The following is a 21,328-nucleotide window of genomic DNA, read 5'->3' as shown; positions in this document are numbered from 1 at the left end:
AGCAGGTGCCGGACACCTGCCGCTGGCTGGTCGGCCAGTAGGCTTCGGCCGGTCGTGGCGCTGCGCGTGCTGGTCGTCTCCTGGGAGTACCCGCCCATCGTCGAGGGCGGCCTCGCCCGCCACGTGCGCAAGCTCGCGGAGGCCCTCGTCGCCGAGCAGGACGTCGAGGTCCACGTCCTCACGCGCGGCGGCGAGGGCGTCCCGGAGGAGGAGGACCGCAACGGGGTCGTCGTCCACCGCTTCCCCGAGCCGCCCAAGCCGCGCGACCTCCCGCGCTTCGTCGCCTGGGTGCACCGGATGAACGCCGACCTCCTGGCCCGCGGCCTGGAGCTCTGCGAGGAGCACCGCTTCGACCTCGTCCACGGCCACGACTGGCTCGTCGCCGTCGCCGCCAAGCGCCTCGCGGACGCGATCGGCTGCCCGCTCGTGGCCACGGTCCACGCGACCGAGTTCGGCCGCCACCAGGGCTGGGTCCACGAGCCGCCGCAGTCCGACATCCACCGCACCGAGCGCTGGATGTGCCACGTGGCCGACCAGGTCGTGGTGTGCTCGCACTACATGCGCGGCCACGTGGCCGACGTCTTCGGCCTCGACGAGCAGCGCGTCACCGTCATCCCCAACGGGATCGACCCGCTGGACCTCCAGCCCGTCGACGACCTGGCCGCGCTGCGCGCGAGGTTCGCCGCGCCCGACGAGCAGCTCGTCCTCCTCGTCGGCCGGCTGGTCTACGAGAAGGGCTTCCAGCACGCGCTCGAGGCGCTCGGCGGCCCGGACGGCATCGTCGAGCGCGTCGGCGGCGTGCGCTTCCTCATCGCCGGGTCGGGCACCCACGAGGAGGAGCTGCGCCGCCAGGCCACGGCGCTCGGCCTCGACGACCACGGCACCTTCCTGGGCTGGATCGGCGACGACGTCCTGCACTCGCTCTACCGGATCGCCGACCTGACGGTGGTCCCGTCGATCTACGAGCCGTTCGGGCTCGTCGCCCTCGAGGCGATGGCCAGCGGCTGCCCGTGCATCGTCGCCGACACGGGCGGCCTGCGGGAGGTCGTGCCCGACGGGCGCGTCGGCCTGCGCTTCACCGCGCGCGACCCGCGGTCGCTGGGGCGGATGATGGAGCGCGTGCTGACCGAGCCGGCGCTGCGCGACCGCCTGGTCGCGCAGGCCTCCGAGCACGTCCTGCGCTTCGACTGGTCCGACGTGGCGCGCCAGACCGCCGCCACGTACGGCGGTCTGCTCGCGCCCGAGCCGGCCCAGCGCTAGGGGCTCAGCCGCCGCGCAGGCGGTCGAGCTCCGGCGGCGGGTTGCGCGCCGGGTCGTCCTCGAAGTCCGGCGGCTGGCCGCCGCTCTGCGGCGCCTCCTCGGCGTCGCGCTCGGCGTCCGGCGCGCCGGCGTGGCGGAAGCGGTCCGCCGCGTCCTTGGCCTTGTCGACGGCGTCGTCGGCCATCCGCTTGAGGTCCGATGTGTCAGGCATGCACAGGGACTTCCCCGTGCGCCAGGACGTGGGCAGCGACCGTCCGCAGGGGTACCCTCGACCGCAGGTGGCCGCCGCGGCGCCCCACGACCTCGACGAGCGGATGGCCCGCCTGGTGGCCGCCATCCAGGAGCTCGCGTGCGCGCGCGACCCGGCGGACCTGCACCGCATCGTCACCTCCGCGGCCCGTGCCCTGGCCCAGGCCGACGGCGCGACGATCACGCTGCGCGAGGGCGACACGTGCCTGCCGGTGGCCGAGGACGCGGCCGGCCCCGTGCTCGGCGGCGTGCGCCGGCCCATCCACGAGTGCATCGGCGGCTGGGCGATCACGCACCGCCGGCCGGCGCTCGTCGCGGACGTCGGCACCGACCCGCGGGTCCCGCCCGGCGCCTTCGACGCGACGTTCGTGTCGAGCCTCGCCATGGTGCCGATCGGTGGGGAGGACCCGATCGGTGCGATCGGCGTCTTCTGGTCCGAGCGCCGGTCGCCCAGCGAGGCCGAGCTGTCGATGCTCGGCGCGCTGGCCGACTCCGCGGCGGTCGCGCTGCAGAGCCTGCGCACGCTCGCCGAGCTCGAGCTGCGCGTCGTCGAGCGCACCCGCGGCGTCCAGGCGCTGTTCGAGGACGTGACCGCGCAGGCCGGCCGCCTCGAGCGCGCGCTCGAGCAGCAGGCCCGCCACCTGCGCACCCTGGCCCACGAGGTCCGCAACCCGCTCGCCGCCGCCGAGGGCCTGCTCGGCCTGGTCGTCGACGACGTCGCCGGCCTGCCCGAGCAGAGCGCGGAGGACCTGCGCCACGCGCGGGCGGCGATCGCCGAGGCGCTGCGCGTCGTGGGCACCGAGCTCGAGGCGGCCAAGCTCCAGGGCTCCGGGACCGTCGTCGCCCACGCCGAGCAGGTCGACGTGGCCGAGCTGCTGCGCTCCCTGCGGGGGACGTTCCGCGCGCTGGCGGTGCCGGCCGGCGTCACCCTCGTCATCGAGGAGCCGGTCGGCGTCCCCGCGCTGCACACCGACCGGCACCTGCTCGCCCAGATCCTGCGCAACCTGCTCTCCAACGCCCTGAAGTTCACCGACCAGGGCGAGGTGCGGCTCACGACGGAGGAGGTCGACGGGGCGGTCGCCTTCGCGGTGTGCGACACGGGCATCGGCATCTCGGACGCCGACCGGGAGCGGATCTTCGAGGAGTTCCGCCAGGTCGACGCGGCCCAGGGCGGCCGGCGCGCCGGCACGGGCCTGGGACTCGCGCTGGTCAACCGCTTCGCGACCGCGCTGGGCGGCTGGGTCGAGCTCACCAGCGAGGTGGGCCGCGGCTCGACCTTCACGGTGACGGTCCCGGTCTGGGGCCCGCCGGCTTGACACGCTGTCAGGGCCGCACCGCGCGCGGGGCGGGTGCGGTGGTAGGACTCCGGCATGGCCGAGCGGCACGTCGACCACCTGCTCATCGGAGGCGGCATCGCCTCCGCGACCTGCGCCGCGACGCTGCGCGCCGAGGGCGCCACGGGCTCGATCGTCGTCGCGGGCCGGGAGCTCGACCCGCCCTACCACCGCCCGCCCGCCACCAAGGACTACCTGCGCGGGACGGCGGAGAAGGCCGACGCGCTCGTGCACCCGGAGGGCTTCTGGGCCGACCACGACGTCGAGCTGCTCACCCGCACGAACGTCATGGCGCTCGACCCGGCGGCCAGGACGGCGAAGGTCGGCAAGGAGGAGTGGACCTTCGGGACGGCGCTGGTCGCGACCGGGGCGATGGTGCGCCGGCTCGACGTGGAGGGCAACGACCTCGACGGCCTGCACTACGTGCGCGCGCTGGGCAACGCCGACGCGATCCGGCGCGACGCGCAGGCCGCCGAGCAGGTCGTCCTCGTCGGCGGCTCGTACATCGGCTGCGAGGTGGCCGCGTCGCTGACCCAGATGGGCAAGCGCTGCACCGTCGTCCTGCTGGAGGACGAGCCGATGGAGCGCGGCTTCGGCGTGCAGGCCGGCCGCGCGGTGCGCGGCGTGCTGGAGGCGCACGGCGTCGAGGTGCTCGGCGGGGTCGAGGTCGAGCGCTTCACCGGCGAGGAGCGCGTGGGCGCCGTCGTGCTCAAGGACGGCCGGGAGCTGCCCGCCCAGCTCGTCGTCTGCGGCGTGGGCGCCACGCCCGACGTCATGCTCGCCCGCCGCGCCGGCCTGCCGATCGGCGAGCTCGGCGGCGTGCGCTGCGACGCGCAGCTGCAGGTCGAGGGCGTCGAGGGCGTGTTCGCCGCCGGCGACATGTGCGAGTTCCACAGCGTCCTGCACGACGCGCCGATGCGCATCGAGCACGAGGACGTCGCCGCGAAGCAGGGCGCGACGGCCGCGCGCAACATGCTCGGCGCCGGCGCGGCGCACGACGCGGTCCCCTACTTCTGGACCGACCTGGCCGACTGGCTGACGCTCGAGCACGTGGGCGGGCCGGTGTCCTGGGACCAGGAGGTCGTCAAGGGCGAGCTCGCCTCCGGGACGGGGGCGGTCTGGTACCTGCGGGGTGGCCGGCCCGTCGCCTGCCTGTCGGCGGGAGGCGCCGCGGACCTCGACCGCGCGCGCGAGGTCATCGCGGCGCGCCAGCCCATCGCCGCGTACGCGTTCTAGCCCCTCGCCGGGTACGATCCCACCCGATGCTGGCCACCCTGATCGCCCTCAGCGCCACCAAGGCGACCGTCGCCCTCGTGGCGGTGTTCTTCGTCCTCTTCCCGCTGCTGGCGCACGGCCTCATCGGGCTGGCGGTCGGCTCGGCCCTCGGCGAGCGCGCCGAGAACCAGGAGTACTTCGAGCGCGGCGGCGCTCGCGCGAACCAGCGCTCGCAGGGCTAGCGCCCGCGCGCCCCTGCCGCGTAGGGTCGGCCCGTGAGCCGACTCTTCGCCGCCATCTACGACCGCGTCCTCGCCGCCAGCGAGGAGGCCGGCCTGCGCGCCGAACGCGCGGGGCTGCTGGCCCAGGCCCGCGGGGACGTCGTCGAGCTCGGTGCCGGCACCGGGCTCAACCTCGAGCACTACGACCGCACGGCCGTGGGCCGGCTCGTGCTCACCGAGCCCGACCCGCACATGGCCAAGCGCCTGCGCGAGCGTGTCGGGGGCGACCCGGCGATCGAGGTCGTCGAGGCGGGGGCGGAGCGGCTCCCGCTCGAGGACGACAGCGTCGACACCGTCGTGGCGACGCTCGTGCTGTGCACGATCCCGGACCCCGAGGCGGCGCTGCGCGAGGCCGCCCGCGTCCTGCGCCCCGGCGGGCGGCTCCTGGCCCTCGAGCACGTGCGCAGCGAGGACGCGGGGCTGGCGAAGTGGCAGGACCGCCTCGAGCGGCCCTGGGGCTGGGTCGCGGGCGGCTGCCACCCCAACCGCAACACGCGGGCGACGCTCGAGGCCTCGCCGCTGCGCCTGGTCGAGACGCGCGCGACGGTCATGCCGAAGGCGACGCCGCTGGTGCGCCCCGCGATGGTCGCGGTCGCAGAGGTCTGACCTAGCGGCAGGCGCCGCGGGGCGCGACGCTCCCGCGCCGCGGCGGCAGGCTGATCCGGCGCACCCCGAGGTTGTTGTCCTCGCGCTGCTCGGCGAGGTCGCCGTTGGGGTCGGCGCGGTGCACGAAGGCGTAGCAGCCGCGCAGCCCGGTCACGTCGATCCAGTTCTCGGGGTAGGTCGCGGGGTACACGTCGGCCCAGCCCACGGACGTGCCCAGCGCGACCCACTGGCGGGTGCGCGTCTGCGAGCACGCGCCGTAGAAGCGCCGGCGCGGCGAGCCCTCCTTCGGACGCACCCGCTGCAGGTCGCGGAAGCAGTAGGCGAGCTTCGGCCCGGTGCGCCGCAGCGTCGTGCGGCGGTGCTGCGCGTCGGTGCGCCACAGCTCGAAGCGGGCGGCCGCGGCGTACTTCCAGTAGCTGCCGCGGTAGCGGTCGACGAACTTCCACGTGACGTTGCCGGCGCCGGCGAGCAGCAGCGGCTCGCGCCCGCCCTCGCGGCGGATGACCTGGTAGGCGCGGCTGAGGGTCCCGTACTGGCCGTCGCGGCGGGCGCGGACCTCCATCGGCCCGTCGCCGACGTTGACGATCCGGTTCTCGGCGCGCAGGACGAGGCGCTTGCCGTTGGGCGTCGCGCTGACCGAGAGGTTCGTCGGTGGCGCCATCGTGAGGTCGGGGCACAGCAGCGTCGCGTCGGTGACGCAGGGGTTCCCGGCCACTGGCGGCGGGTCGGCGGGCGGCTCCTGCGCGCCGGTGGTCTGGCTGGCGGCGAGGGCGAGGCCGGCCGTGGCGGTCGCGAGGAGGGTCCGTCGGTGCGTCATGCGGGGCGGCAGCTTGGCAGCGGCGCCGTCAAGACGGCGCTCGGCCGTCCTGCACCGCCGCCATGAGCGACAGGCCGCCGTCGGCGACCACCGACGCGCCGGTGACGTACTGCGCGTCGGCGGCGCACAGGAAGGCGATGACGGCGGCCACCTCGTCGGCGTGGCCGGGCCGCCGCGCCGGGATCGCGGGACGGTCGACGTCGTGCGGGTCGACGTCCTCGTTGCCGGTCATCGCGGTCGCGACCTCACCCGGTGCCACGGCGTTGACCGTGATGCCGTGGGCCGCCCACTCGAGCGCCAGGACCTTCGTCAGCCCGCCGAGCGCGTGCTTGGCCGCGACGTAGGCGGCGGCCTGGGGGAGGGGGACGTGCTCGTGGACCGAGGTGACGTTGACGATCCGCCCGCCCGTGCCCGCGTCGCGCATGCGCCGGGCGGCCTCCTGGGCGCAGGCGAGTGCGCCGACGACGTTGAGCTCGAGGACGTCGCGCAGCGTGGCGAGGTCGAAGTCGATCGCCGGCATCGTGTCCCCGCCGCCGGCGTTGTTGACCAGGGCGTCGACCGCCCCCAGCTCGTCGGCGAGCTCGCCGACGACGGTGGCGCCGGAGGCCGCGTCGGCGACGAGGTCGAGCCGGCGGAGCGCCGTGCGGGCGCCCTTGGCGCTGGCCTCCGCGGCGGTCGCCCGCGCGCCCTGCTCGTCGGTGTGCCAGGTGATGCCCACGTCCCAGCCCTCCTGGGCCAGGCGGACGGCGGCCGACCGGCCGATGCCGGAGTCCGAGGCGGTCACGATGGCGACGGGCATGAGCCGCGTGGTGCCCGGCTCGCGCGGGCGCTCACGTGCCCGGCGATGTCCTACCTCGTTGGTAGGCTTTGAGCCTGATGATCTTCACGACGAAGGCCGAGTACGGCGTGCGGCTCCTCGTGGAGCTGGGCCGTCAGCGTGATCGCCGGCCCCGCTCGCTCAAGGCGATCGCCGAGGCCGAAGGCCTGCCGCTCGCCTACCTCGAGCGCATCGTCGCGCTGCTCAAGAAGGCCGGGCTCGTCGAGAGCACCCGGGGCGCGCACGGGGGCTACCGCCTCACGCGCGACCCCGCCGACGTCCACATGGACGAGGTCGTGGTCGCGCTCGAGGGCCCCGTCGCCCCGATGACGTGCTTCGTCGACGACACCGAGGGTGAGGCGACGACGCCCACGCCCCGTGCGCGCGTGCTCTGCTCGCACCACGACGACGCCGGCCACGGCTGTGCCACCAAGCTGCTCTGGCTCCGCGTCCAGGGCGGCGTGATGGACAAGCTCGCGCAGACCTCGCTCGCCGAGCTCGTCGCCTTCGCCGAGCGCGGAACCGCTGACCCCACCCCTCCGAAGGAGCCGTCCCTTGCCTGACCTCGAGATCCACAACCTGCACGTCTCCGCCGGGGACAAGCAGATCCTCAAGGGGCTCGACCTCACGGTCGAGAAGGGCGAGGTCCACGCGCTCATGGGCCCCAACGGCTCGGGCAAGTCGACCCTGGCCAACGCGATCATGGGCCACCCGGGCCTCGAGGTCACCGACGGCCAGATCCTCTTCAAGGGCGAGGACATCACGGAGGCCGACCCGGACGAGCGCGCCCGCGCCGGCCTGTTCATGGCCTTCCAGTACCCGGTCGCCATCCCGGGCGTGACCATCACGAAGTACCTGCGCATGGTCATGAACGCCCACCGCGAGGCGCGCGGCGAGAAGGAGGTCTCGCTCAAGGACTTCCGCAAGACCGTCGAGGCGGCGATGGAGCTCGTCAACGTCCCGCGTGAGTTCGCGTCGCGCTACCTCAACGACGGCTTCTCGGGCGGCGAGAAGAAGCGCCTCGAGACGCTGCAGCTCGCGCTCCAGCGCCCGGAGCTCGCGGTCCTCGACGAGACGGACTCGGGCCTGGACATCGACGCGCTGAACGTCGTCGCCCAGGGGGTGAACACCGTGAAGGGCGAGACCGACATGGGCGTCCTGATCATCACCCACTACCAGCGCATCCTCCACGCGGTGAAGCCCGACCGCGTCTCGATCATGTTCGAGGGGCGGATCGCCAAGGAGGGCGGCCCGGAGCTCGTCGAGCAGCTCGAGGCCGAGGGCTACGCGTCGATCCGCGCGGAAGTGGCAGCGGGGGCCTAGCGCATGGCCACCGGGGCCCTCCTCGACGTCGCGACCGACTTCCCGGTCCTGCAGCGGGAGGGCCTCGTCTACCTCGACTCGGCGGCGACCGCGCAGAAGCCGCAGGTCGTCATCGACGCGGTCCGCGACCTGTGGGAGCACCACAACGCGTCGGTGCACCGCGGCGTCTACCCGCTGGCCGTCGAGGCGACCGACCGCTACGAGGGGGCGCGCCGGCGCATCGCCCAGTGGCTGCGCTGGCCGGCGCGGGACACGATCTTCACGAAGAACGCGACCGAGGCGCTGAACCTCGTCGCGCAGGCGTGGGGGCGGGCGAACCTCTCGGCGGGCGACGTCGTCGTGCTCACCCACCTCGAGCACCACTCGAACATCGTCCCGTGGCAGATGGTCGCCGCCGAGCGCGGCGCGCAGCTGCGCTACGTCGGTGTCGACGAGGACGGGCTGCTGCGCCTCGACGAGCTCGACGAGCTGCTGGCGACCGGCGACGTGAAGGTCGTCGCGACGACCCACGTCTCGAACGTCACGGGGACGATCGTGCCGGTCGCCGACGTCGTGCGCCGGGCGCGCGCGGCGGGTGCCATCACGGTCGTCGACGGCTCGCAGGCGGTGCCGCAGCTCCCGGTCGCGCTCGACGAGGTCGACGCCGACTTCTACGCGTGGACCGGCCACAAGCTCTACGGCCCGACCGGGGTCGGCGTCCTGCACGGCCGCCACGAGCTGCTGCAGGAGATGCCGCCGTTCCTCGGCGGCGGGCACATGATCGCGTCGGTCGACTTCGAGACCTCCCGCTACGCCGACACGCCGGCGAAGTTCGAGGCGGGGACGTCGCCGATCGCCGAGGCCGCCGGCCTGGGCGTGGCGGTCGACTGGGTCGACGGCCTGGGCATGGACGCGATCCGCGCCCACGAGCTCGACGTCACCGCCTACGCGCTCGAGCGCCTGGGCGAGGTCGACGGGCTGACGATCCACGGCCCGCGCGACGCCGAGCAGCGCGGCGCCCTCGTCTCGTGGTCGATGGACGTCGCCCACCCGCACGACGTGGCCGAGGTCCTCGGTCGCCGCGGGGTCTGCATCCGCGCCGGGCACCACTGCGCCCAGGTCCTCATGCGGGTCCTCGGGACGTCGGCCACGAGCCGCGCGTCGTTCGCCGTGCACACCACGCGCGCCGAGGTCGACGCGCTCGTCGAGGGCCTCGCCGAGGTCCGGAGGATCTTCGCCTGATGGACGACCTGTACCGGCAGGAGATCCTCGAGCACTACAAGCGGCCTCGGAACTGGGGCCCGATGGAGTCGCCCGACCTCGAGTTCGAGGACAACAACCCGCTGTGCGGCGACGAGCTGAAGGTCATGCTGCGCGTGGGGGACGACCGGCGGGTCGAGGACGTGCGCTTCGAGGGCCACGGCTGCGCGATCTCGCAGGCGGCCGCGTCGATGGCCTCCGAGGAGGTCAAGGGCATGCCCGTCGACGACCTCCTGCGCCTCGACAAGGACTTCGTCCTCGACCTGCTCGGGATCGACATCTCGGCGACGCGCATGAAGTGCGCGCTGCTGTCGCTGAAGGTCCTGAAGTCCGCCGGGCTCGGTGCCGCGGTGGAGTGGGAGGACGACACGCCCGAGGCCGCGCGGCCGGCGGGCGACCCCGGCCGGCTGTAGCCCGGCGGTCGCGCGACCGCCGGTCGGCGTGGCTGGCGCGCCGCCTGGCGCGCTTGACACGCCGCCCCCCGCAGGCGATGCTCCGTCGCGCTGTGGGGGCACGGGGGTGGCCATGGCTGGGGGACCGCACGGGCGACGTCGACGTCCCTGGCGCGCTGCCCTACCCGCTCGTGGCCGACGAGCGCCGTGACGAGGCCGACCGCCGCTCGGGCTTCGACCGCCGCGTCGGGCCGCGTCCCTTCCTGGGCCCGGACCGCCGTCGCGCGCTGCGCCGCAGCCTCGTCGACCGCCGGGCGGCGCGCCACCTGCTGCGCGCCGTGACCATCGCGGAGATCCGCGCGGTCGCCGAGCGCCGGCGCTCTGGGCGCCTGTAGCGCTCAGGGTCCTCTGAGCGACACGCGCCCAGGTTGGCGCGTGCACGCAGCGTCCGGGGACGGGCGGCGGGTACCGGCGGCCGCACACCGAACGACGGGAGAGACGGATGGTCGACGACATCGACGTCCTGCCCATCGAGGACACCGACGGCGCGTTCGCCGAGGCCCTCGAGGGAGCGGGAGGCGGCACCCGCCGCCAGCTGCTGCAGCGGGCCGGCATCGCGGGCGGCGCCCTGGCGGGCGCGGGCGCGCTCTTCGGCGGCTTCGCGCCGGCGGCTGGTGCGGCGACGCGCCGGCGCGACGTGCAGATCCTGCAGTTCGCGCTCGTGGCCGAGCGCCTGGGCGCGGCGTTCTACCGCGAGGCGCTCGAGAAGGCGGGCCTCGAGGGCGCGACGCGCACGTACGCGGAGACCGCCCGGCGCGACGAGGTCACCCACGTCGCCGCCGTCCAGCGCCAGATCCGCAAGCTCGGCGGCCGTCCGGCCGCGGCCCCGCGGTTTCGCTTCGGCGCCGCTGTGCAGAGCCAGAAGGCCTTCCAGGACACGGCGCTGATGATCGAGACGATGTGCGTCCGGGTCCTCAACGGCGCCGGGCCCCTCGTGACGAAGTCCACGCTGGCGGCGGCGGGCGCGCTCGTGTCCGTCGAGGCCCGGCAGGTCGCCTGGCTGTCGACGATCGTCGGGCAGGACCCGGCGCCCGCGGCCTACGACCAGCCCCTGTCCCTGGCCGCGGCGCAGCGCAGGGTGCGCGCCACCGGCTTCGTGCGCTCCTGAGAGGACCGGAGATGCCTGACGAGAAGACCCTCGACGCCGTCGACCGCGACGGCGCCATCCGCGAGACCGCCGATCGCGTCCGCGGTGACCGCCGCGCCGACCTGCTGCGCCGGGCCGCCGTCGCGACCGGCGGCATGGTCGGCGGCGCCGCGGCCATCATGGCGATCCCGGGCGTGGCCGGCGCGCAGTCGCGCCGCGACCGCGACATCCTGAACTTCGCCCTGACGCTCGAGGAGCTCGAGGCGGCGTTCTACGCGCAGGCCCTCGAGCGGGCGGGTCTCACCGGCCCCGTCCTGGAGTTCGCCCGCACGGTCGCGGTCCACGAGGCCTCGCACGTCAAGAGCCTGCGCGGCGTGCTCGGGTCGAGCGCGATCGCCCGGCCGACGTTCGACTTCAAGGACACCACGACCGACGGCACGAAGTTCCTCGCCACCGCGATCGCCCTCGAGGACACCGGCGTCCGGGCCTACAAGGGCCAGGCCCCGCGCATCCAGTCCACCGCGGTGCTCAAGGCGGCGCTGGCGATCCACTCCGTGGAGGCGCGGCACGCCGCGTGGGTGCGCACCTTCGTGGCGGGTCAGAACCCGGTCCCGTTCCCCGTCGAGCCGCCGCGGTCGATGTCCGCGACGCTCGAGGTGGTGCGGGACACGGGGTTCATCGTGTCCTAGGCCGGACGGAGCGCCGACGCGCCGGGAGTGCGTCGGCGCCCACCTCCGGGCATCCTCGTGGGTGAGGAGGTGGATGGACCTCCGTGTCGATGACGCCTGCGCCCGCACTCCGTCGCCGTGATCGTCCGCGTGCTCCTGTGGGGCGCCTCGGGCTGCTGTCCGACGAGCGGCTCGTGGCCCGCGTCCGCGACGGGGACGACCGGGCCTTCGAGGTCCTCTTCGCCCGCCACCAGCCGGGGCTGCTGTCCTTCTGCCGCTACCTGCTGGGCTCGCGCGACGAGGCCGAGGACGCCGTGCAGCAGGCCTTCCTGCGCCTGCACCGCGCGCTCGCGGACGGTCCGCCGCCGGAGGAGCTGCGCCCCTACCTCTACGCGATCGCGCGCAACCGCTGCCGGACGCTGCTGGCCCAGCGCCGCGACGCCGGCCCGGTCGACGCGGAGCTTCCCGACCTCGCCGGCCTCGGCGACGTCGTCCACCAGCGCGAGGAGCTGCGCGAGCTGGTCGCCGCGGTCGGGCGCCTGCCGGAGGACCAGCGCGCGGCCCTGGTCCTCGCCGAGCTCGGCGACCTCTCCCACGCCGGCATCGCGGAGGTCCTCGACGTCCCCGAGGCGAAGGTGAGGACGCTCGTCTACCAGGCCAAGGCCCGCCTGCTCGCCGACCGCGAGGCCCTCGCCCGCCCGTGCGAGGAGGTCCGCGCCGAGCTCGCCACGGCCACGGGCCCGGCCCTGCGCCGCGGCCCCCTGCGCCGCCACCTGCGCGGCTGCGCCGGCTGTCGCGCCTTCCGCGCCGGCCTGGCCCGTCAGGACGCCGCGCTCGGCCTGGTCCTGCCGGTCAGTGCCTCCGCCGGCCTGCCCGCCGCGGTCCTCTCCGCCCTTGGCGTGGGTGGCGTGGGCGGCGTGGGTGCTGCGGGCGGCGTGGGCGGCGCAGCGGCGGCGACGGGCGCCGGTGCCGGTGCGGGCGCAGCGGCGGGTGGCAGCGGCGTGCTCGGCTCGCTCGGCGCGGCCAAGACCCTCGCCGTCGTCGCGGCCTTCGGCACCGGCGCGGCCGGCGGCACCGTGGTCCTCGACGAGGTCACCGCCGACCCTGCACCACGCGACCGCCCGGCGCGCGTCGCCGACGCACCACGCCCGGACCGCCCGCCCACCACCACGACCCCGCTCGCCATCGGCCTCGCCACGGCCACCACCCCGCCGGCCCGGCGTCCGACCCCCAGCCCCCCGGCCGCTCGGGGTCAGACCCCGTCGCACGCTCGGGGTCAGACCCCGTCACATCCGGCGGCGGGCGGCGCTCGGGGTCAGACCCCGTCGCATGCTCGGGGTCAGGCCCCGTCGCAGGCCCAGGGCAAGGACCGTGCCCGCCCCGCCCGGGGCCAGGCTCCGGGCCGCTCCGGCGCTCGGGGTCAGACCCCGTCGCATGCTCGGGGTCAGACCCCGTCGCAGCGGGGGAAGGGCAAGGAGCGGGGCCGTCCTGCTCGGGGTCAGACCCCGTCGCATCCGGCGGCGGGCGGCGCTCGGGGTCAGACCCCGTCGCATGCTCGGGGTCAGACCCCGTCGCAGGGGCGGGAGGAGCAGGGTCCGGCGCCGGGGCAGGGTGAGCGGGGACGCGCCAAGTCGGACACGTCGCCCACCTTGCCGCCCGAGCCGGGTGGGAAGGGGCATGAGTGACCTGTCCCAGCTCCTCCGTCGCCGCGGGGTCGCGGCCGGCGCGGCCGTCCTGAGCCTCGCCGCGGCCGGCACGGCCTTCGCCGCCGGCGACGCGATCAAGGGCACGAACGGCGCCGACCAGCTGACCGGCACCGAGAACGCCGACGTCATCGTCGCCAAGGCCGGCAACGACACCGTCAGCGCCCTCGGCGGCAACGACCGCATCGACGCCGGCAAGGGCGTCGACACGATCGACGGCGGCGACGGCGACGACCGCATCTCCGCCAAGGCGACCGGCAGCCGTCGCGCCCGCGCCGCGGGCCAGGGCGACACCGTCACCGGTGGCGCCGGCAACGACCGCATCGACGTCCGCGACGGCGAGCGCGACACCGTGGACTGCGGTGCGGGCAACGACGTCGTGAAGGCCGACCGCCTCGACGAGCTGACCGGCTGCGAGACCGCCGTCCGGCGCAGCGCGACCTTCCCGAAGCCCAAGCCGGCCAAGCCCAAGCCGGCCAAGCCCAAGCCCAGCGGCGACGACGGCGACCGTGACGATCGCGGCCGCAGCGAGGACCGCCGCCGTGACGGCGACCGTGGCGAGCGCGGCCGCCGCGACGACTCGCCCGAGGACCGCGATCGCGGTCGCGGCAACGACGACTGACCCGGCGGGTCACCGGGGGTCGCGGCGGCGGGAGCGGACACCCGCCCACCCGTGACGAGGAACACCCCGGACTGATCCCCTCCCTGCACGGAAGCACCCCTCCGTGGCACGGATGCCAGTCGCCCCGGGGCCGGACGGTCACCCCCCGTCCGGTCCCGAGCGGCGACCCCGACCGTCCCAGAGCTGAGCGCCGGCCGGCGCGCTACTCGGCCGCGGCCTCGCGGCGCGCCTCGGCCGCCGCCTCGCGCTGCGCCGCCGCCTCGTCCCCGCGACCTTCGGCCTCGAGCTGCTCGGCGCGCTCCTCGTGGGTGCGCGCGGTGCGCCGGTGGGCCTCCGCGGCGTGCGCCGTGGCGACCTCGGCGTGCCGGCGCGCCTGGGCCACGCGCTCCTCGGCCTCCTCCGGACGGTGCGGGCGCGGCCCGTCACGCAGCTCCTGCGCCCGGCGCCCGGCCTCCTCAGCGCGGGCATGGGCGTCCTCGATGCGCTCCTCCGCGGCCTCGCGGCGCGCCCTCGCCTCCTGCTCGATGCGGTCGAAGCGGTCCACGCTCCGGGGGCTACCCGGACGCGCTCGCCCCGTCACCGCCGGCGCCGTCGACCGCGCCCCCGCCCGGCCTCGCACCGTCGACCTCGGCCATGAGGACGATCGCGCCGTGCGGATCGCGCCCCTCCGGCCCGATGCCCAGCACCGTGACCCGGCAGCGGATGTCGCGGCCCCGGCGGTTCGTCGCGTCGACGACGACCTCGACCGCCGCCTCCTTGCCGCTCAGGACGCTGCGGATGCCGCCGCCGAGCTGCTCGACCGGCAGGCCGATGTCGAGGTTCTGCACGTGCTGGCCTGCGACCTCCTCGCTGCGCAGCCCCCACAGCTCCTCCGCCTGGGTGTTCCACATCCGCACGCGCTGGTCGTCGTCGAGCACCAGGACGCCGACGCCCATGCTGCGCAGGATCGTCTCGAGGAACGCGTTGGTCTCGTTGACCTCGAGCGTGCGCTGGCGCAGCTCGTCGTTGATCGTCTCGAGCTCCTCGTTGGTCGACGAGAGCTCCTCGTTCATCGTCTCGAGCTCCTCGTTGGTCGACTGGAGCTCCTCGTTGGTCGTCTCGAGCTCCTCGTTGGTCGACTGGAGCTCCTCGTTGGTCGTCTCGAGCTCCTCGACCGTCGACTGCAGCTCCTCGTAGGCGTTCTCGAGCTCGACCTTGGCCCGCTCGAGCTCGCGCCGCAGGTGCTGCTGGGCCGACACGTCGAGGAACGTCACCGACGCCCCGAGCAGCACCTCGCCCGCGTACAGGGGCGTGATCTGCACGTCGAAGAACCGCTCGCGCTCGTCGCGGCCCATGAGGCGGACGCCCTGGAGCAGCAGCCCCTGGCGGTCGGCGTAGGCCTTCTCGAGGTGCGTGCGCAGCTCGACGGGCCGGTAGGAGATCTCGAGGTCCTGCAGCGGACGGCCGAGGTCGGGCGGTCCGAGCGCGAAGAGCACCTGGGCCTCCTGGTTGGCCGCCGAGAGGACGCCGTCCGCGTCCACGACGATCGACGGCGACGGCCCGGCGTCGTACGCCGTCTCGCGCAGGGCGATGCCGTTCTCGCCGTTGTAGGACCCGTTGACCTGCGGGAACGCCGTACGGGCGCGCAGGCCGCGCCGCTGGACGCGCGTGAAGATGCGGTGCTTGAGGTCGACGGGCTTGAAGAGCTCGGTGTGCGTGATGAGCATCTCGGACTTGCCGAGGAACAGGACACCGTCGTCGTGCAGCGCGAAGTGGAAGCGGCCGAGGATCCGCGCCTGGGTCTCGGCCGTGAAGTACATGAGCGTGTTGCGGCACAGCAGCAGGTCGATCCGCGAGATCGGCGCGTCCTGCACGAGGTCGTTGCGGCCGAAGATCACGCTGCGGCGCAGGTCCTTGCGGAAGCAGAAGCGCCCGTCGAGGCGCTCGAAGTACCGGTCCAGCAGCTCGCGCGGGACGCCCTCGACCTGCTTGGGGGTGTACGTCGCCGCCCGCGCCTCGGCCAGCGCCTCCTCGTCGACGTCGGTCGCGTAGACCTTCACGCGGTCGCGGTACTCCTGCTCGCCCAGCGCCTCGGCGAGGACCATGGCCAGCGTGTAGGCCTCCTCGCCCGAGGCGCAGCCCGCGCACCACACGCGGATCGGCATCCCCGCCGGCCGCGAGGCCAGGAGCTTCGGGAGGACGTCCTCGCGCAGCTGGTCCCAGGCCGCGGGGTCGCGGAAGAACGCGGTGACGTTGATGAGGATCGTGTTGAAGAGCTGCGAGAACTCGTCCGGGTGCACCTCGAGGAAGTCGAGGTACTCGGCGTAGTCCGCGCATCCGTGGACCGCCATCCGCTTGCTGATGCGCCGCTCGAGGCTCGAGCGCTTGTAGCCGCTGAAGTCGAACCCGCGGCTGCGCTTGAGGTAGTCCAGCAGGGCGTCCAGCGGCGCGGAGTCGGAGGTGCTCACGTTGGGTCTTCGGGCGGCCAGTCGCGCTCGAGGACGGGCGAGTGCTCGAGCGTCTCGCGGAGGATCTTGACATGGGCGTCGGCCTGCTCGGCGCGCTCGACGAACTGCAGGGCCGAGTGCGGCCGCCCGCCCTCCTCGGCCACCGTCGCCATGCGGCGCATGAGCTTGCCGCGGTCCTCCAGGCTGCGCACCGCGCTCCACAGCGCCGCCTCGACCTGGTCGGCCTGCTCGGCGACGAACGAGTGCGGGCCGTAGCGGTGGCCCACGTGGCAGGTGAAGGACCGGATCCCGTTGTCGTGGCGTTCGGTGATCGCGCCGCCGCACTCGGGGCAGACGAGCTCCGTCAGACCGGGCGGACCGTCGAGCGAGGCGTCGGGTAGCGCGACGGCCGGCGCGTCCGCCGACGTCCCGGCCGCGGCCGAGCCGCGGACGGCCGTCTCCAGCGCCGCGCCGAGATCGGCGACGGGCAGGACCTCGTCGACCACGACGGCGCCGATGGCGCTGCTCGGCATGCCGGGGTAGGCCGCGTCCTCAGGGGCCTGCACGAGCGCGTAGCCGCCCCGGCGCTTCACGTGGGCCAGCCCGGCCGTCCCGTCGTCGCGCGTCCCCGTGAGGACGATGCCGCAGACCCGCCCGTCGAACACGTCGGCCGCGCTGCGGAAGAGCGGGTCGACCGCCGGCCGGTGGCCGTTCTCGCGCGGGCCGTAGCTCAGGCGCACGCGGTCGGGCTCGACCAGCAGGTGCGTTCCAGGCGGCGCGACGTAGACGCGGCCGTGGCGCAGGAGCTCGCCGTCGGCGGCCGGCGCGCAGTACAGGGGGGTCACCCGATCGAGGATCCGGGCGAGCACGCTCTCGCCCGCGGCGGAGAGGTGGAGGACGACGAGCACCGCCGCCGGCAGGTCCGCCGGCAGATCGCGCAGGAGCGTCTGGAGGGCCTCGACGCCACCGGCGGAGGCGCCCACGACCACGACGTCGCGGCCGGCGTCGCGCGGCTCGAAGCGGGGAGCGTCGTCGGCGGCCATCCCGGCGAGGTTCTCCCGTGCGCGGGTCCTCCACCGGCGTCATGTTGCTTCACAACATCGCGATGCGCGGACGCTCGAGGCGCTCCGCCGGTCGCGCGCCGGACAGCCCGGCGCATCGGCGCTCGTCGCGGGCGGGCACCCCCGGCGACGGATGGCACCCGAGCTCTGCTCCCTCCACGCGCCCGCCGTGCCTGTCGCGGTCGGCGGACTGCGTGACGCCGCGGCACAGGCCGCCCACGAGGCGGGAGCGCTCGAGGGCGTGGTCGGGCGCGTCCGGCTCGCCGTCAGCGAGGCGGCCACGAACGCGGTGCTGCACGCCTACGCCGAGGACGACGACCTCGGCACCGTGGACCTGCTGGTCGACCTGGAGGCCGGCCGGCTGCGCGTCGAGGTCCGCGACCACGGCCGCGGGATGCGGCCGCGCACCGACAGTCCCGGGGCCGGGCTCGGCCTCCCCGTCATCGTCCGGGTCGCCGACGACGTCGAGGTCCGGCCCGTCGCCGGCGGCGGGACCGCCGTCACGATGTGCTTCGCGCTCGCTCCTCGTCCCAGCTGAGCAGCCGGGCCACCCCGCAGAGCTCGAAGGCCGACTGGACCGCCCGCGGGCCGCGGACCATGGTCAGCTCGGTGCCGCGCTCCGCCAGGCGGCGCCGGCAGTCCAGGACCGCGCCGATGCCCGACGAGTCGATGAAGCGCACGTCGCGGAGGTCGAGCACGACCGCCGGCACCTCGCCGGCCGCGCGCAGGACGGCCCCGGCGAGCTCAGGCGCGGTCGCGATGTCGACGTCGCCGTGAGGGACGACGAGGCGGCTGCGACCGTCGTCGCGGATCTCGAGGAGGAAGGGCGCGGGCTTCATGCCGGACGGCGAACGCTAGGACGGCACACTCCGCTCACGACCCCGGTCGTTGGTACGCAACGCCCGATGTGGGGAACCTGGAAGGCGTGGGTGGCACGGCGCCAGGGCATGACGGGGGCAGATGACGACCGCCGCCACGGTCCGGCTGCTCGACCACGAGCCCGACTTCGCCTCGGCGCTGCCCGAGGAGGAGGTCGAGGTCGCGTCGCGGGCGGCGACACTGCCGGTCCTGACGCTGCGCACCGGCGCCCTGGACCCCGGCGAGCTGGCCGCCGGCCGGCCGCTGCTCGTCCTCGACGGCTTCGTCGCGCGCGAGGTCGTCCTCGCCGACCGTCCGGCCGCCCAGCTCCTCGGTCCCGGGGACATCGTCGACGGCCGCGCCGGCATCGCCGACGACCTGCCCTGCGACATCCGCTGGAGCGCGCTCGGCCCCGTCCAGGCCGCCGTCCTCAACGAGCGCTGGATCGAGGTCTGCCGCCGCTGGCCGGCCCTCGGCGTCGCGATGCACGACCGGATGGCCGACCAGGCCGCCCGTGCCCTGCTCGTCGCGGCCGTCACGGCCCTCCCGCGCGTCGAGCAGCGCGTCGTCGCGCTGCTGTGGATCCTCGCCGGCCGCTGGGGCACGATGACCCCGGACGGCGCGACCGTCCCGGTGTCGCTCACCCACGACGCCCTCGGGCGCCTGACCGCCGCGCGGCGCTCGACCGTGACGCTCGCCCTCGGGCGGCTCACCGAGCAGGGCATCGTCGTCCGTCGCGACGACGGGCACCTCGCGCTGCGCCCGGGGTCGGACTCGGGGCTCGGGGAGATCCGCACGCCGCCGGCGCTCGACGAGCGCGCACCGCGCACCATGCCGTCGCGTGGGCGCTTCGCACGGCCCGCCGGGGACGTCCCCGCGCCGGCGGTGAGCCACGACGCCCTGCTCGACGAGCTGCGCCGCGTGCGCGACAGCCTCGGCGACGAGGCGGCCCGCGCCCGGCGCGCGGTGACCGCGTCGCAGGTCGCGGCGCAGGCCAACGCGCGGGTGCTCGAGGTCAGCCGCAGCCGGCGCGAGGCGTTCGAGGCCGCGCGCAAGGCGCACGACCCCGAGCAGGACTAGCCCGACAGCCCGGCGGCCGCCTGGCGGGCGCGGCGCGCCGCCTTCACGCGATCCACGGCCTTCAGCTCGACCTTGCGCAGCCGCACCGCGCGGGGTGTGACCTCGACGCACTCGTCCTCGCGCAGGTGCTCGAGCGCCTGGTCCAGCGAGAGCTGGCGCGCGGGCACGAGCCGCACGAGCTCGTCGGCCGTCGACGAGCGGATGTTCGTCAGGTGCTTCTCGCGGACGATGTTCACGTCGAGGTCGTCGGCGCGGGCGTTCTCGCCGACCACCATGCCCTCGTAGACCTCGTCACCGGGGGAGACGAAGAGCGTCCCGCGCTCCTGCAGCTGGAAGCAGGAGAACGACGTGACGGCCCCGGAGCGGTCGGCCACCAGCGAGCCCGTCGGCCGGGTGCGCAGCTCACCGACCCACGGCTCGTAGCGGTCGAAGACGGAGTGCGCGAGGCCGGTGCCACGGGTCTCCGTGAGGAACTCCGTGCGGAAGCCGATGAGCCCGCGCGCGGGGACGAGGTAGTCCATGCGCACCCAGCCCGTGCCGTGGTTGACCATCTGCTCCATGCGGCCCTTGCGCAGGGCCAGCAGCTGGGTCACGACACCGACGAAGTCCTCGGGGACGTCGATCGTCAGGCGCTCGACCGGCTCGAGCACCCGGCCCGCGTCGTCCACGCGCGTGACGACCTGCGGCTGGCCGACCGTGAGCTCGTAGCCCTCCCGGCGCATGAGCTCGACGAGCACCGCGAGCTGGAGCTCGCCACGGCCCTGGACCTCCCAGGCGTCGGGCCGGTCGGTCGGGTTGACGCGCAGCGAGACGTTGCCGATGAGCTCCTGGTCCAGGCGCGCCTTGACCTGGCGGGCGGTGAGCTTGTCGCCGTCGCGCCCGGCCATGGGGGAGGTGTTGATGCCGACGGTGACGCTCAGCGACGGCTCGTCGACCGTGATGACCGGCAGCGGCCGCGGGTCGGCGAGGTCGGCCAGCGTCTCGCCGATCGTCACGTCGGCGATGCCCGCCACGGCGATGATCTCGCCCGGCCCCGCCTCCGTGGCGTCGACGCGGTCCAGCGCCTCGGTGACGTAGAGCTCGCCGACCTTCGCGCGCTCGACCGAGCCGTCGGCCCGGCACCAGGCGATGTCGGCGCCCTTGCGGATCGTCCCGCTGTGCACGCGGCAGAGCGCGAGGCGACCGACGTATGGCGAGGCGTCGAGGTTCGTGACGTGCGCCTGCAGCGGCGCGTCGGCGTCGTACTCGGGCGCGGGGATCGTCTCGACGAGCAGGTCGAGCAGCGGGCGCAGGTCGGTCCCGGGGACGGCGGCGTCGTCCTCGAGCTCGAGCGAGGCCCAGCCCTCCTTGGCGTTCGTGTAGACGATCGGGAACTCGATCTGCGACTCGTCGGCGTCGAGGTCGAGGAAGAGCTCGTAGACCTCGTCGACCACCTCGCCGATGCGCGCGTCGGGCCGGTCGACCTTGTTGATCACGAGGATCACGGGCAGCTTGGCCTCGAGCGCCTTGCGCAGGACGAAGCGCGTCTGGGGCAGCGGCCCCTCGCTGGCGTCGACGAGCAGCAGGACGCCGTCGACCATCGTGAGCCCGCGCTCGACCTCGCCGCCGAAGTCGGCGTGGCCCGGCGTGTCGACGATGTTGAGCTTGACGTCGCCGTAGCGGACCGCGGTGTTCTTCGCGAGGATCGTGATGCCCTTCTCGCGCTCGAGGTCCATGGAGTCCATGACCCGGTCGGCGACCTCGGCGCCGGCCCGGAAGGCGCCGGACTGGTGGAGCATCGCGTCGACGAGGGTGGTCTTGCCGTGGTCGACGTGCGCGACGATCGCGACGTTGCGCAGGTCGGTCCGGCGGGCGAGGGAGGCCATCGGCCTGCAGGCTACAATCCCGTCTTGCGACGTCGGATTTGACTGCGTGCCCGAGACGATCGACATCTGCCCCCTCTCCCAGCTCCCGCCCGGCTCCCGGAAGGTCGTCGAGTGGGAGGACCTGGAGATCGCCGTCCTGAACGTGGACGGGGAGCTGTTCGCGATCGAAGACCGCTGTTCGCACGACGACGGACCGCTGGCCGACGGCGAGCTCGATGCTGCGGCGTGCACCCTGGAGTGCCCGCGCCACGGCTCGCAGTTCGACCTGCGGACCGGCAAGCCCCTGACCCTGCCTGCGTACGCACCCGTGGACGTGTTCCCGGTGCGTGTGGAGCACGAGACCGTGAAGGTCGAGGTGGACTGAG

25 protein-coding genes are annotated in these 21,328 nt (G+C 74.8%); 17 read left to right on the top strand and 8 right to left on the bottom strand.

The genetic code is table 11. The annotated features are described in order from the left end of the window. The first annotated feature begins 54 nt into the window (after positions 1-54). Positions 55-1,260, top strand: a complete 1,206-nt coding sequence (locus JUB12_RS09355; RefSeq protein ID WP_241004477.1) for a glycosyltransferase family 4 protein — start codon at positions 55-57, stop codon at positions 1,258-1,260. A 4-nt stretch (positions 1,261-1,264) separates the two neighbouring features. On the opposite strand, the gene JUB12_RS09350 is transcribed toward JUB12_RS09355, so the two are convergent. Then, positions 1,265-1,471: a hypothetical protein gene (locus tag JUB12_RS09350; protein ID WP_205699359.1), complete on the bottom strand. Its 207-nt coding sequence runs from the start codon at positions 1,469-1,471 to the stop codon at positions 1,265-1,267. 67 nt (positions 1,472-1,538) lie between these two features. On the opposite strand from JUB12_RS09350, the gene JUB12_RS09345 reads away from it, so the two are divergent. From JUB12_RS09345 to JUB12_RS09330, 4 genes are read left to right on the top strand one after another with little or no spacing between them, the layout of a single operon-like run. Continuing rightward, positions 1,539-2,825, top strand: a complete 1,287-nt coding sequence (locus JUB12_RS09345) for a GAF domain-containing sensor histidine kinase (protein ID WP_205699358.1) — start codon at positions 1,539-1,541, stop codon at positions 2,823-2,825. 54 nt (positions 2,826-2,879) lie between these two features. Continuing rightward, positions 2,880-4,079 (top strand): NAD(P)/FAD-dependent oxidoreductase, encoded by a 1,200-nt coding sequence (locus JUB12_RS09340; protein ID WP_205699357.1) that lies wholly within the window; start codon positions 2,880-2,882, stop codon positions 4,077-4,079. A gap of 26 nt (positions 4,080-4,105) precedes the next feature. Continuing rightward, entirely contained in the window at positions 4,106-4,300 is a 195-nt protein-coding gene (locus JUB12_RS09335) for a hypothetical protein (protein WP_205699356.1), read from the top strand. A 33-nt stretch (positions 4,301-4,333) separates the two neighbouring features. Continuing rightward, positions 4,334-4,945: a class I SAM-dependent methyltransferase gene (locus tag JUB12_RS09330; protein WP_205699355.1), complete on the top strand. Its 612-nt coding sequence runs from the start codon at positions 4,334-4,336 to the stop codon at positions 4,943-4,945. A gap of 1 nt (position 4,946) precedes the next feature. Here JUB12_RS09330 and JUB12_RS09325 read toward each other — a convergent pair whose 3' ends face one another. Next, on the bottom strand, positions 4,947-5,762 hold the full coding sequence (locus JUB12_RS09325; protein ID WP_205699354.1) for a lysyl oxidase family protein: 816 nt from the start codon (positions 5,760-5,762) through the stop codon (positions 4,947-4,949). Positions 5,763-5,790: 28 nt separating this feature from the next. Beyond that, entirely contained in the window at positions 5,791-6,561 is a 771-nt protein-coding gene (locus JUB12_RS09320) for an SDR family oxidoreductase (RefSeq protein WP_205699353.1), read from the bottom strand. Positions 6,562-6,638: 77 nt separating this feature from the next. On the opposite strand from JUB12_RS09320, the gene JUB12_RS09315 reads away from it, so the two are divergent. From JUB12_RS09315 to JUB12_RS09275, 9 genes are all read left to right on the top strand, one after another. After that, positions 6,639-7,142: an Rrf2 family transcriptional regulator gene (locus JUB12_RS09315; protein WP_205699352.1), complete on the top strand. Its 504-nt coding sequence runs from the start codon at positions 6,639-6,641 to the stop codon at positions 7,140-7,142. Next, a complete protein-coding gene (gene sufC, locus JUB12_RS09310) occupies positions 7,135-7,902 on the top strand; it encodes a Fe-S cluster assembly ATPase SufC (protein WP_205699351.1) in 768 nt (255 codons plus the stop codon). The genes JUB12_RS09315 and sufC overlap by 8 nt, the downstream gene beginning before the upstream one ends. A gap of 3 nt (positions 7,903-7,905) precedes the next feature. Continuing rightward, positions 7,906-9,123, top strand: a complete 1,218-nt coding sequence (locus JUB12_RS09305) for a SufS family cysteine desulfurase (protein WP_205699350.1) — start codon at positions 7,906-7,908, stop codon at positions 9,121-9,123. Then, entirely contained in the window at positions 9,123-9,554 is a 432-nt protein-coding gene (locus JUB12_RS09300; RefSeq protein ID WP_205699349.1) for an iron-sulfur cluster assembly scaffold protein, read from the top strand. The genes JUB12_RS09305 and JUB12_RS09300 overlap by 1 nt, the downstream gene beginning before the upstream one ends. A 77-nt stretch (positions 9,555-9,631) precedes the next feature. Beyond that, positions 9,632-9,928: a hypothetical protein gene (locus tag JUB12_RS09295; RefSeq protein WP_205699348.1), complete on the top strand. Its 297-nt coding sequence runs from the start codon at positions 9,632-9,634 to the stop codon at positions 9,926-9,928. A gap of 107 nt (positions 9,929-10,035) precedes the next feature. After that, the gene (locus JUB12_RS09290) at positions 10,036-10,701 is read left to right on the top strand and encodes a ferritin-like domain-containing protein (protein ID WP_205699347.1); all 666 of its coding nucleotides are present in this window, start codon (positions 10,036-10,038) and stop codon (positions 10,699-10,701) included. 11 nt (positions 10,702-10,712) lie between these two features. Continuing rightward, positions 10,713-11,369, top strand: coding sequence for a ferritin-like domain-containing protein (locus tag JUB12_RS09285; RefSeq protein ID WP_205699346.1), 657 nt, complete (start codon positions 10,713-10,715; stop codon positions 11,367-11,369). Between the two features lie 137 nt (positions 11,370-11,506). Beyond that, the gene (locus JUB12_RS09280) at positions 11,507-13,033 is read left to right on the top strand and encodes a sigma-70 family RNA polymerase sigma factor (protein ID WP_205699345.1); all 1,527 of its coding nucleotides are present in this window, start codon (positions 11,507-11,509) and stop codon (positions 13,031-13,033) included. Continuing rightward, the gene (locus JUB12_RS09275) at positions 13,026-13,673 is read left to right on the top strand and encodes a hypothetical protein (RefSeq protein WP_205699344.1); all 648 of its coding nucleotides are present in this window, start codon (positions 13,026-13,028) and stop codon (positions 13,671-13,673) included. Before JUB12_RS09280 ends, JUB12_RS09275 begins: the two co-directional genes overlap by 8 nt. Positions 13,674-13,875: 202 nt before the next feature. Here JUB12_RS09275 and JUB12_RS09270 read toward each other — a convergent pair whose 3' ends face one another. The 3 genes from JUB12_RS09270 to JUB12_RS09260 are packed head-to-tail and all read right to left on the bottom strand — an operon-like array spanning position 13,876 to position 17,142. Then, a complete protein-coding gene (locus JUB12_RS09270; RefSeq protein ID WP_205699343.1) occupies positions 13,876-14,217 on the bottom strand; it encodes a hypothetical protein in 342 nt (113 codons plus the stop codon). Positions 14,218-14,227: 10 nt separating this feature from the next. After that, positions 14,228-16,120 (bottom strand): CheR family methyltransferase, encoded by a 1,893-nt coding sequence (locus tag JUB12_RS09265; protein WP_205699342.1) that lies wholly within the window; start codon positions 16,118-16,120, stop codon positions 14,228-14,230. Then, entirely contained in the window at positions 16,117-17,142 is a 1,026-nt protein-coding gene (locus JUB12_RS09260) for a chemotaxis protein CheB (protein WP_205699341.1), read from the bottom strand. The genes JUB12_RS09265 and JUB12_RS09260 overlap by 4 nt, the downstream gene beginning before the upstream one ends. Before the next feature lie 187 nt (positions 17,143-17,329). Here JUB12_RS09260 and JUB12_RS09255 point away from each other — a divergent pair, with 187 nt between their 5' ends. Next, positions 17,330-17,698: an ATP-binding protein gene (locus JUB12_RS09255; protein WP_205699340.1), complete on the top strand. Its 369-nt coding sequence runs from the start codon at positions 17,330-17,332 to the stop codon at positions 17,696-17,698. Here JUB12_RS09255 and JUB12_RS09250 read toward each other — a convergent pair. Then, positions 17,661-17,999 (bottom strand): STAS domain-containing protein, encoded by a 339-nt coding sequence (locus JUB12_RS09250; protein WP_205699339.1) that lies wholly within the window; start codon positions 17,997-17,999, stop codon positions 17,661-17,663. The two genes, JUB12_RS09255 and JUB12_RS09250, sit on opposite strands and share 38 nt — an antisense overlap. A gap of 121 nt (positions 18,000-18,120) precedes the next feature. Between JUB12_RS09250 and JUB12_RS09245 the strand changes: the two genes are divergently transcribed. After that, complete coding sequence (locus JUB12_RS09245) at positions 18,121-19,098, top strand: Crp/Fnr family transcriptional regulator (protein ID WP_205699338.1); 978 nt, start codon at positions 18,121-18,123, stop codon at positions 19,096-19,098. Here JUB12_RS09245 and typA read toward each other — a convergent pair. Continuing rightward, positions 19,095-20,963 carry a translational GTPase TypA gene (gene typA / locus JUB12_RS09240; protein WP_205699337.1) on the bottom strand — a complete coding sequence of 623 codons (1,869 nt, stop codon included), beginning with the start codon at positions 20,961-20,963 and terminating at the stop codon, positions 19,095-19,097. The two genes, JUB12_RS09245 and typA, sit on opposite strands and share 4 nt — an antisense overlap. Positions 20,964-21,009: 46 nt before the next feature. On the opposite strand from typA, the gene JUB12_RS09235 reads away from it, so the two are divergent. Further along, complete coding sequence (locus JUB12_RS09235) at positions 21,010-21,327, top strand: non-heme iron oxygenase ferredoxin subunit (protein ID WP_205699336.1); 318 nt, start codon at positions 21,010-21,012, stop codon at positions 21,325-21,327. The last annotated feature ends 1 nt before the right edge of the window (position 21,328 follow it).

The sequence above is a fragment of the Conexibacter sp. SYSU D00693 genome (genome assembly GCF_017084525.1).
In the GTDB taxonomy this organism is placed as follows: Bacteria; Actinomycetota; Thermoleophilia; order Solirubrobacterales; family Solirubrobacteraceae; genus Baekduia.
Note: the sequence above shows the minus strand (reverse complement) of the source record. Positions and strands in the feature narration are given on the sequence as shown.

Bases quoted from the DNA above. Each gene is read 5' to 3' on its own strand.
- JUB12_RS09350 (WP_205699359.1), bottom strand. From the start codon at position 1,471: ATGCCTGACACATCGGACCTCAAGCGGATGGCCGACGACGCCGTCGAC.
- JUB12_RS09340 (WP_205699357.1), top strand. From the start codon at position 2,880: ATGGCCGAGCGGCACGTCGACCACCTGCTCATCGGAGGCGGCATCGCC.
- JUB12_RS09335 (WP_205699356.1), top strand. From the start codon at position 4,106: ATGCTGGCCACCCTGATCGCCCTCAGCGCCACCAAGGCGACCGTCGCC.
- JUB12_RS09325 (WP_205699354.1), bottom strand. From the start codon at position 5,762: ATGACGCACCGACGGACCCTCCTCGCGACCGCCACGGCCGGCCTCGCC.
- JUB12_RS09320 (WP_205699353.1), bottom strand. From the start codon at position 6,561: ATGCCCGTCGCCATCGTGACCGCCTCGGACTCCGGCATCGGCCGGTCG.
- JUB12_RS09315 (WP_205699352.1), top strand. From the start codon at position 6,639: ATGATCTTCACGACGAAGGCCGAGTACGGCGTGCGGCTCCTCGTGGAG.
- JUB12_RS09305 (WP_205699350.1), top strand. From the start codon at position 7,906: ATGGCCACCGGGGCCCTCCTCGACGTCGCGACCGACTTCCCGGTCCTG.
- JUB12_RS09300 (WP_205699349.1), top strand. From the start codon at position 9,123: ATGGACGACCTGTACCGGCAGGAGATCCTCGAGCACTACAAGCGGCCT.
- JUB12_RS09295 (WP_205699348.1), top strand. From the start codon at position 9,632: ATGCTCCGTCGCGCTGTGGGGGCACGGGGGTGGCCATGGCTGGGGGAC.
- JUB12_RS09290 (WP_205699347.1), top strand. From the start codon at position 10,036: ATGGTCGACGACATCGACGTCCTGCCCATCGAGGACACCGACGGCGCG.
- JUB12_RS09285 (WP_205699346.1), top strand. From the start codon at position 10,713: ATGCCTGACGAGAAGACCCTCGACGCCGTCGACCGCGACGGCGCCATC.
- JUB12_RS09275 (WP_205699344.1), top strand. From the start codon at position 13,026: ATGAGTGACCTGTCCCAGCTCCTCCGTCGCCGCGGGGTCGCGGCCGGC.
- JUB12_RS09260 (WP_205699341.1), bottom strand. From the start codon at position 17,142: ATGGCCGCCGACGACGCTCCCCGCTTCGAGCCGCGCGACGCCGGCCGC.
- JUB12_RS09250 (WP_205699339.1), bottom strand. From the start codon at position 17,999: ATGAAGCCCGCGCCCTTCCTCCTCGAGATCCGCGACGACGGTCGCAGC.
- JUB12_RS09245 (WP_205699338.1), top strand. From the start codon at position 18,121: ATGACGACCGCCGCCACGGTCCGGCTGCTCGACCACGAGCCCGACTTC.
- typA (WP_205699337.1), bottom strand. From the start codon at position 20,963: ATGGCCTCCCTCGCCCGCCGGACCGACCTGCGCAACGTCGCGATCGTC.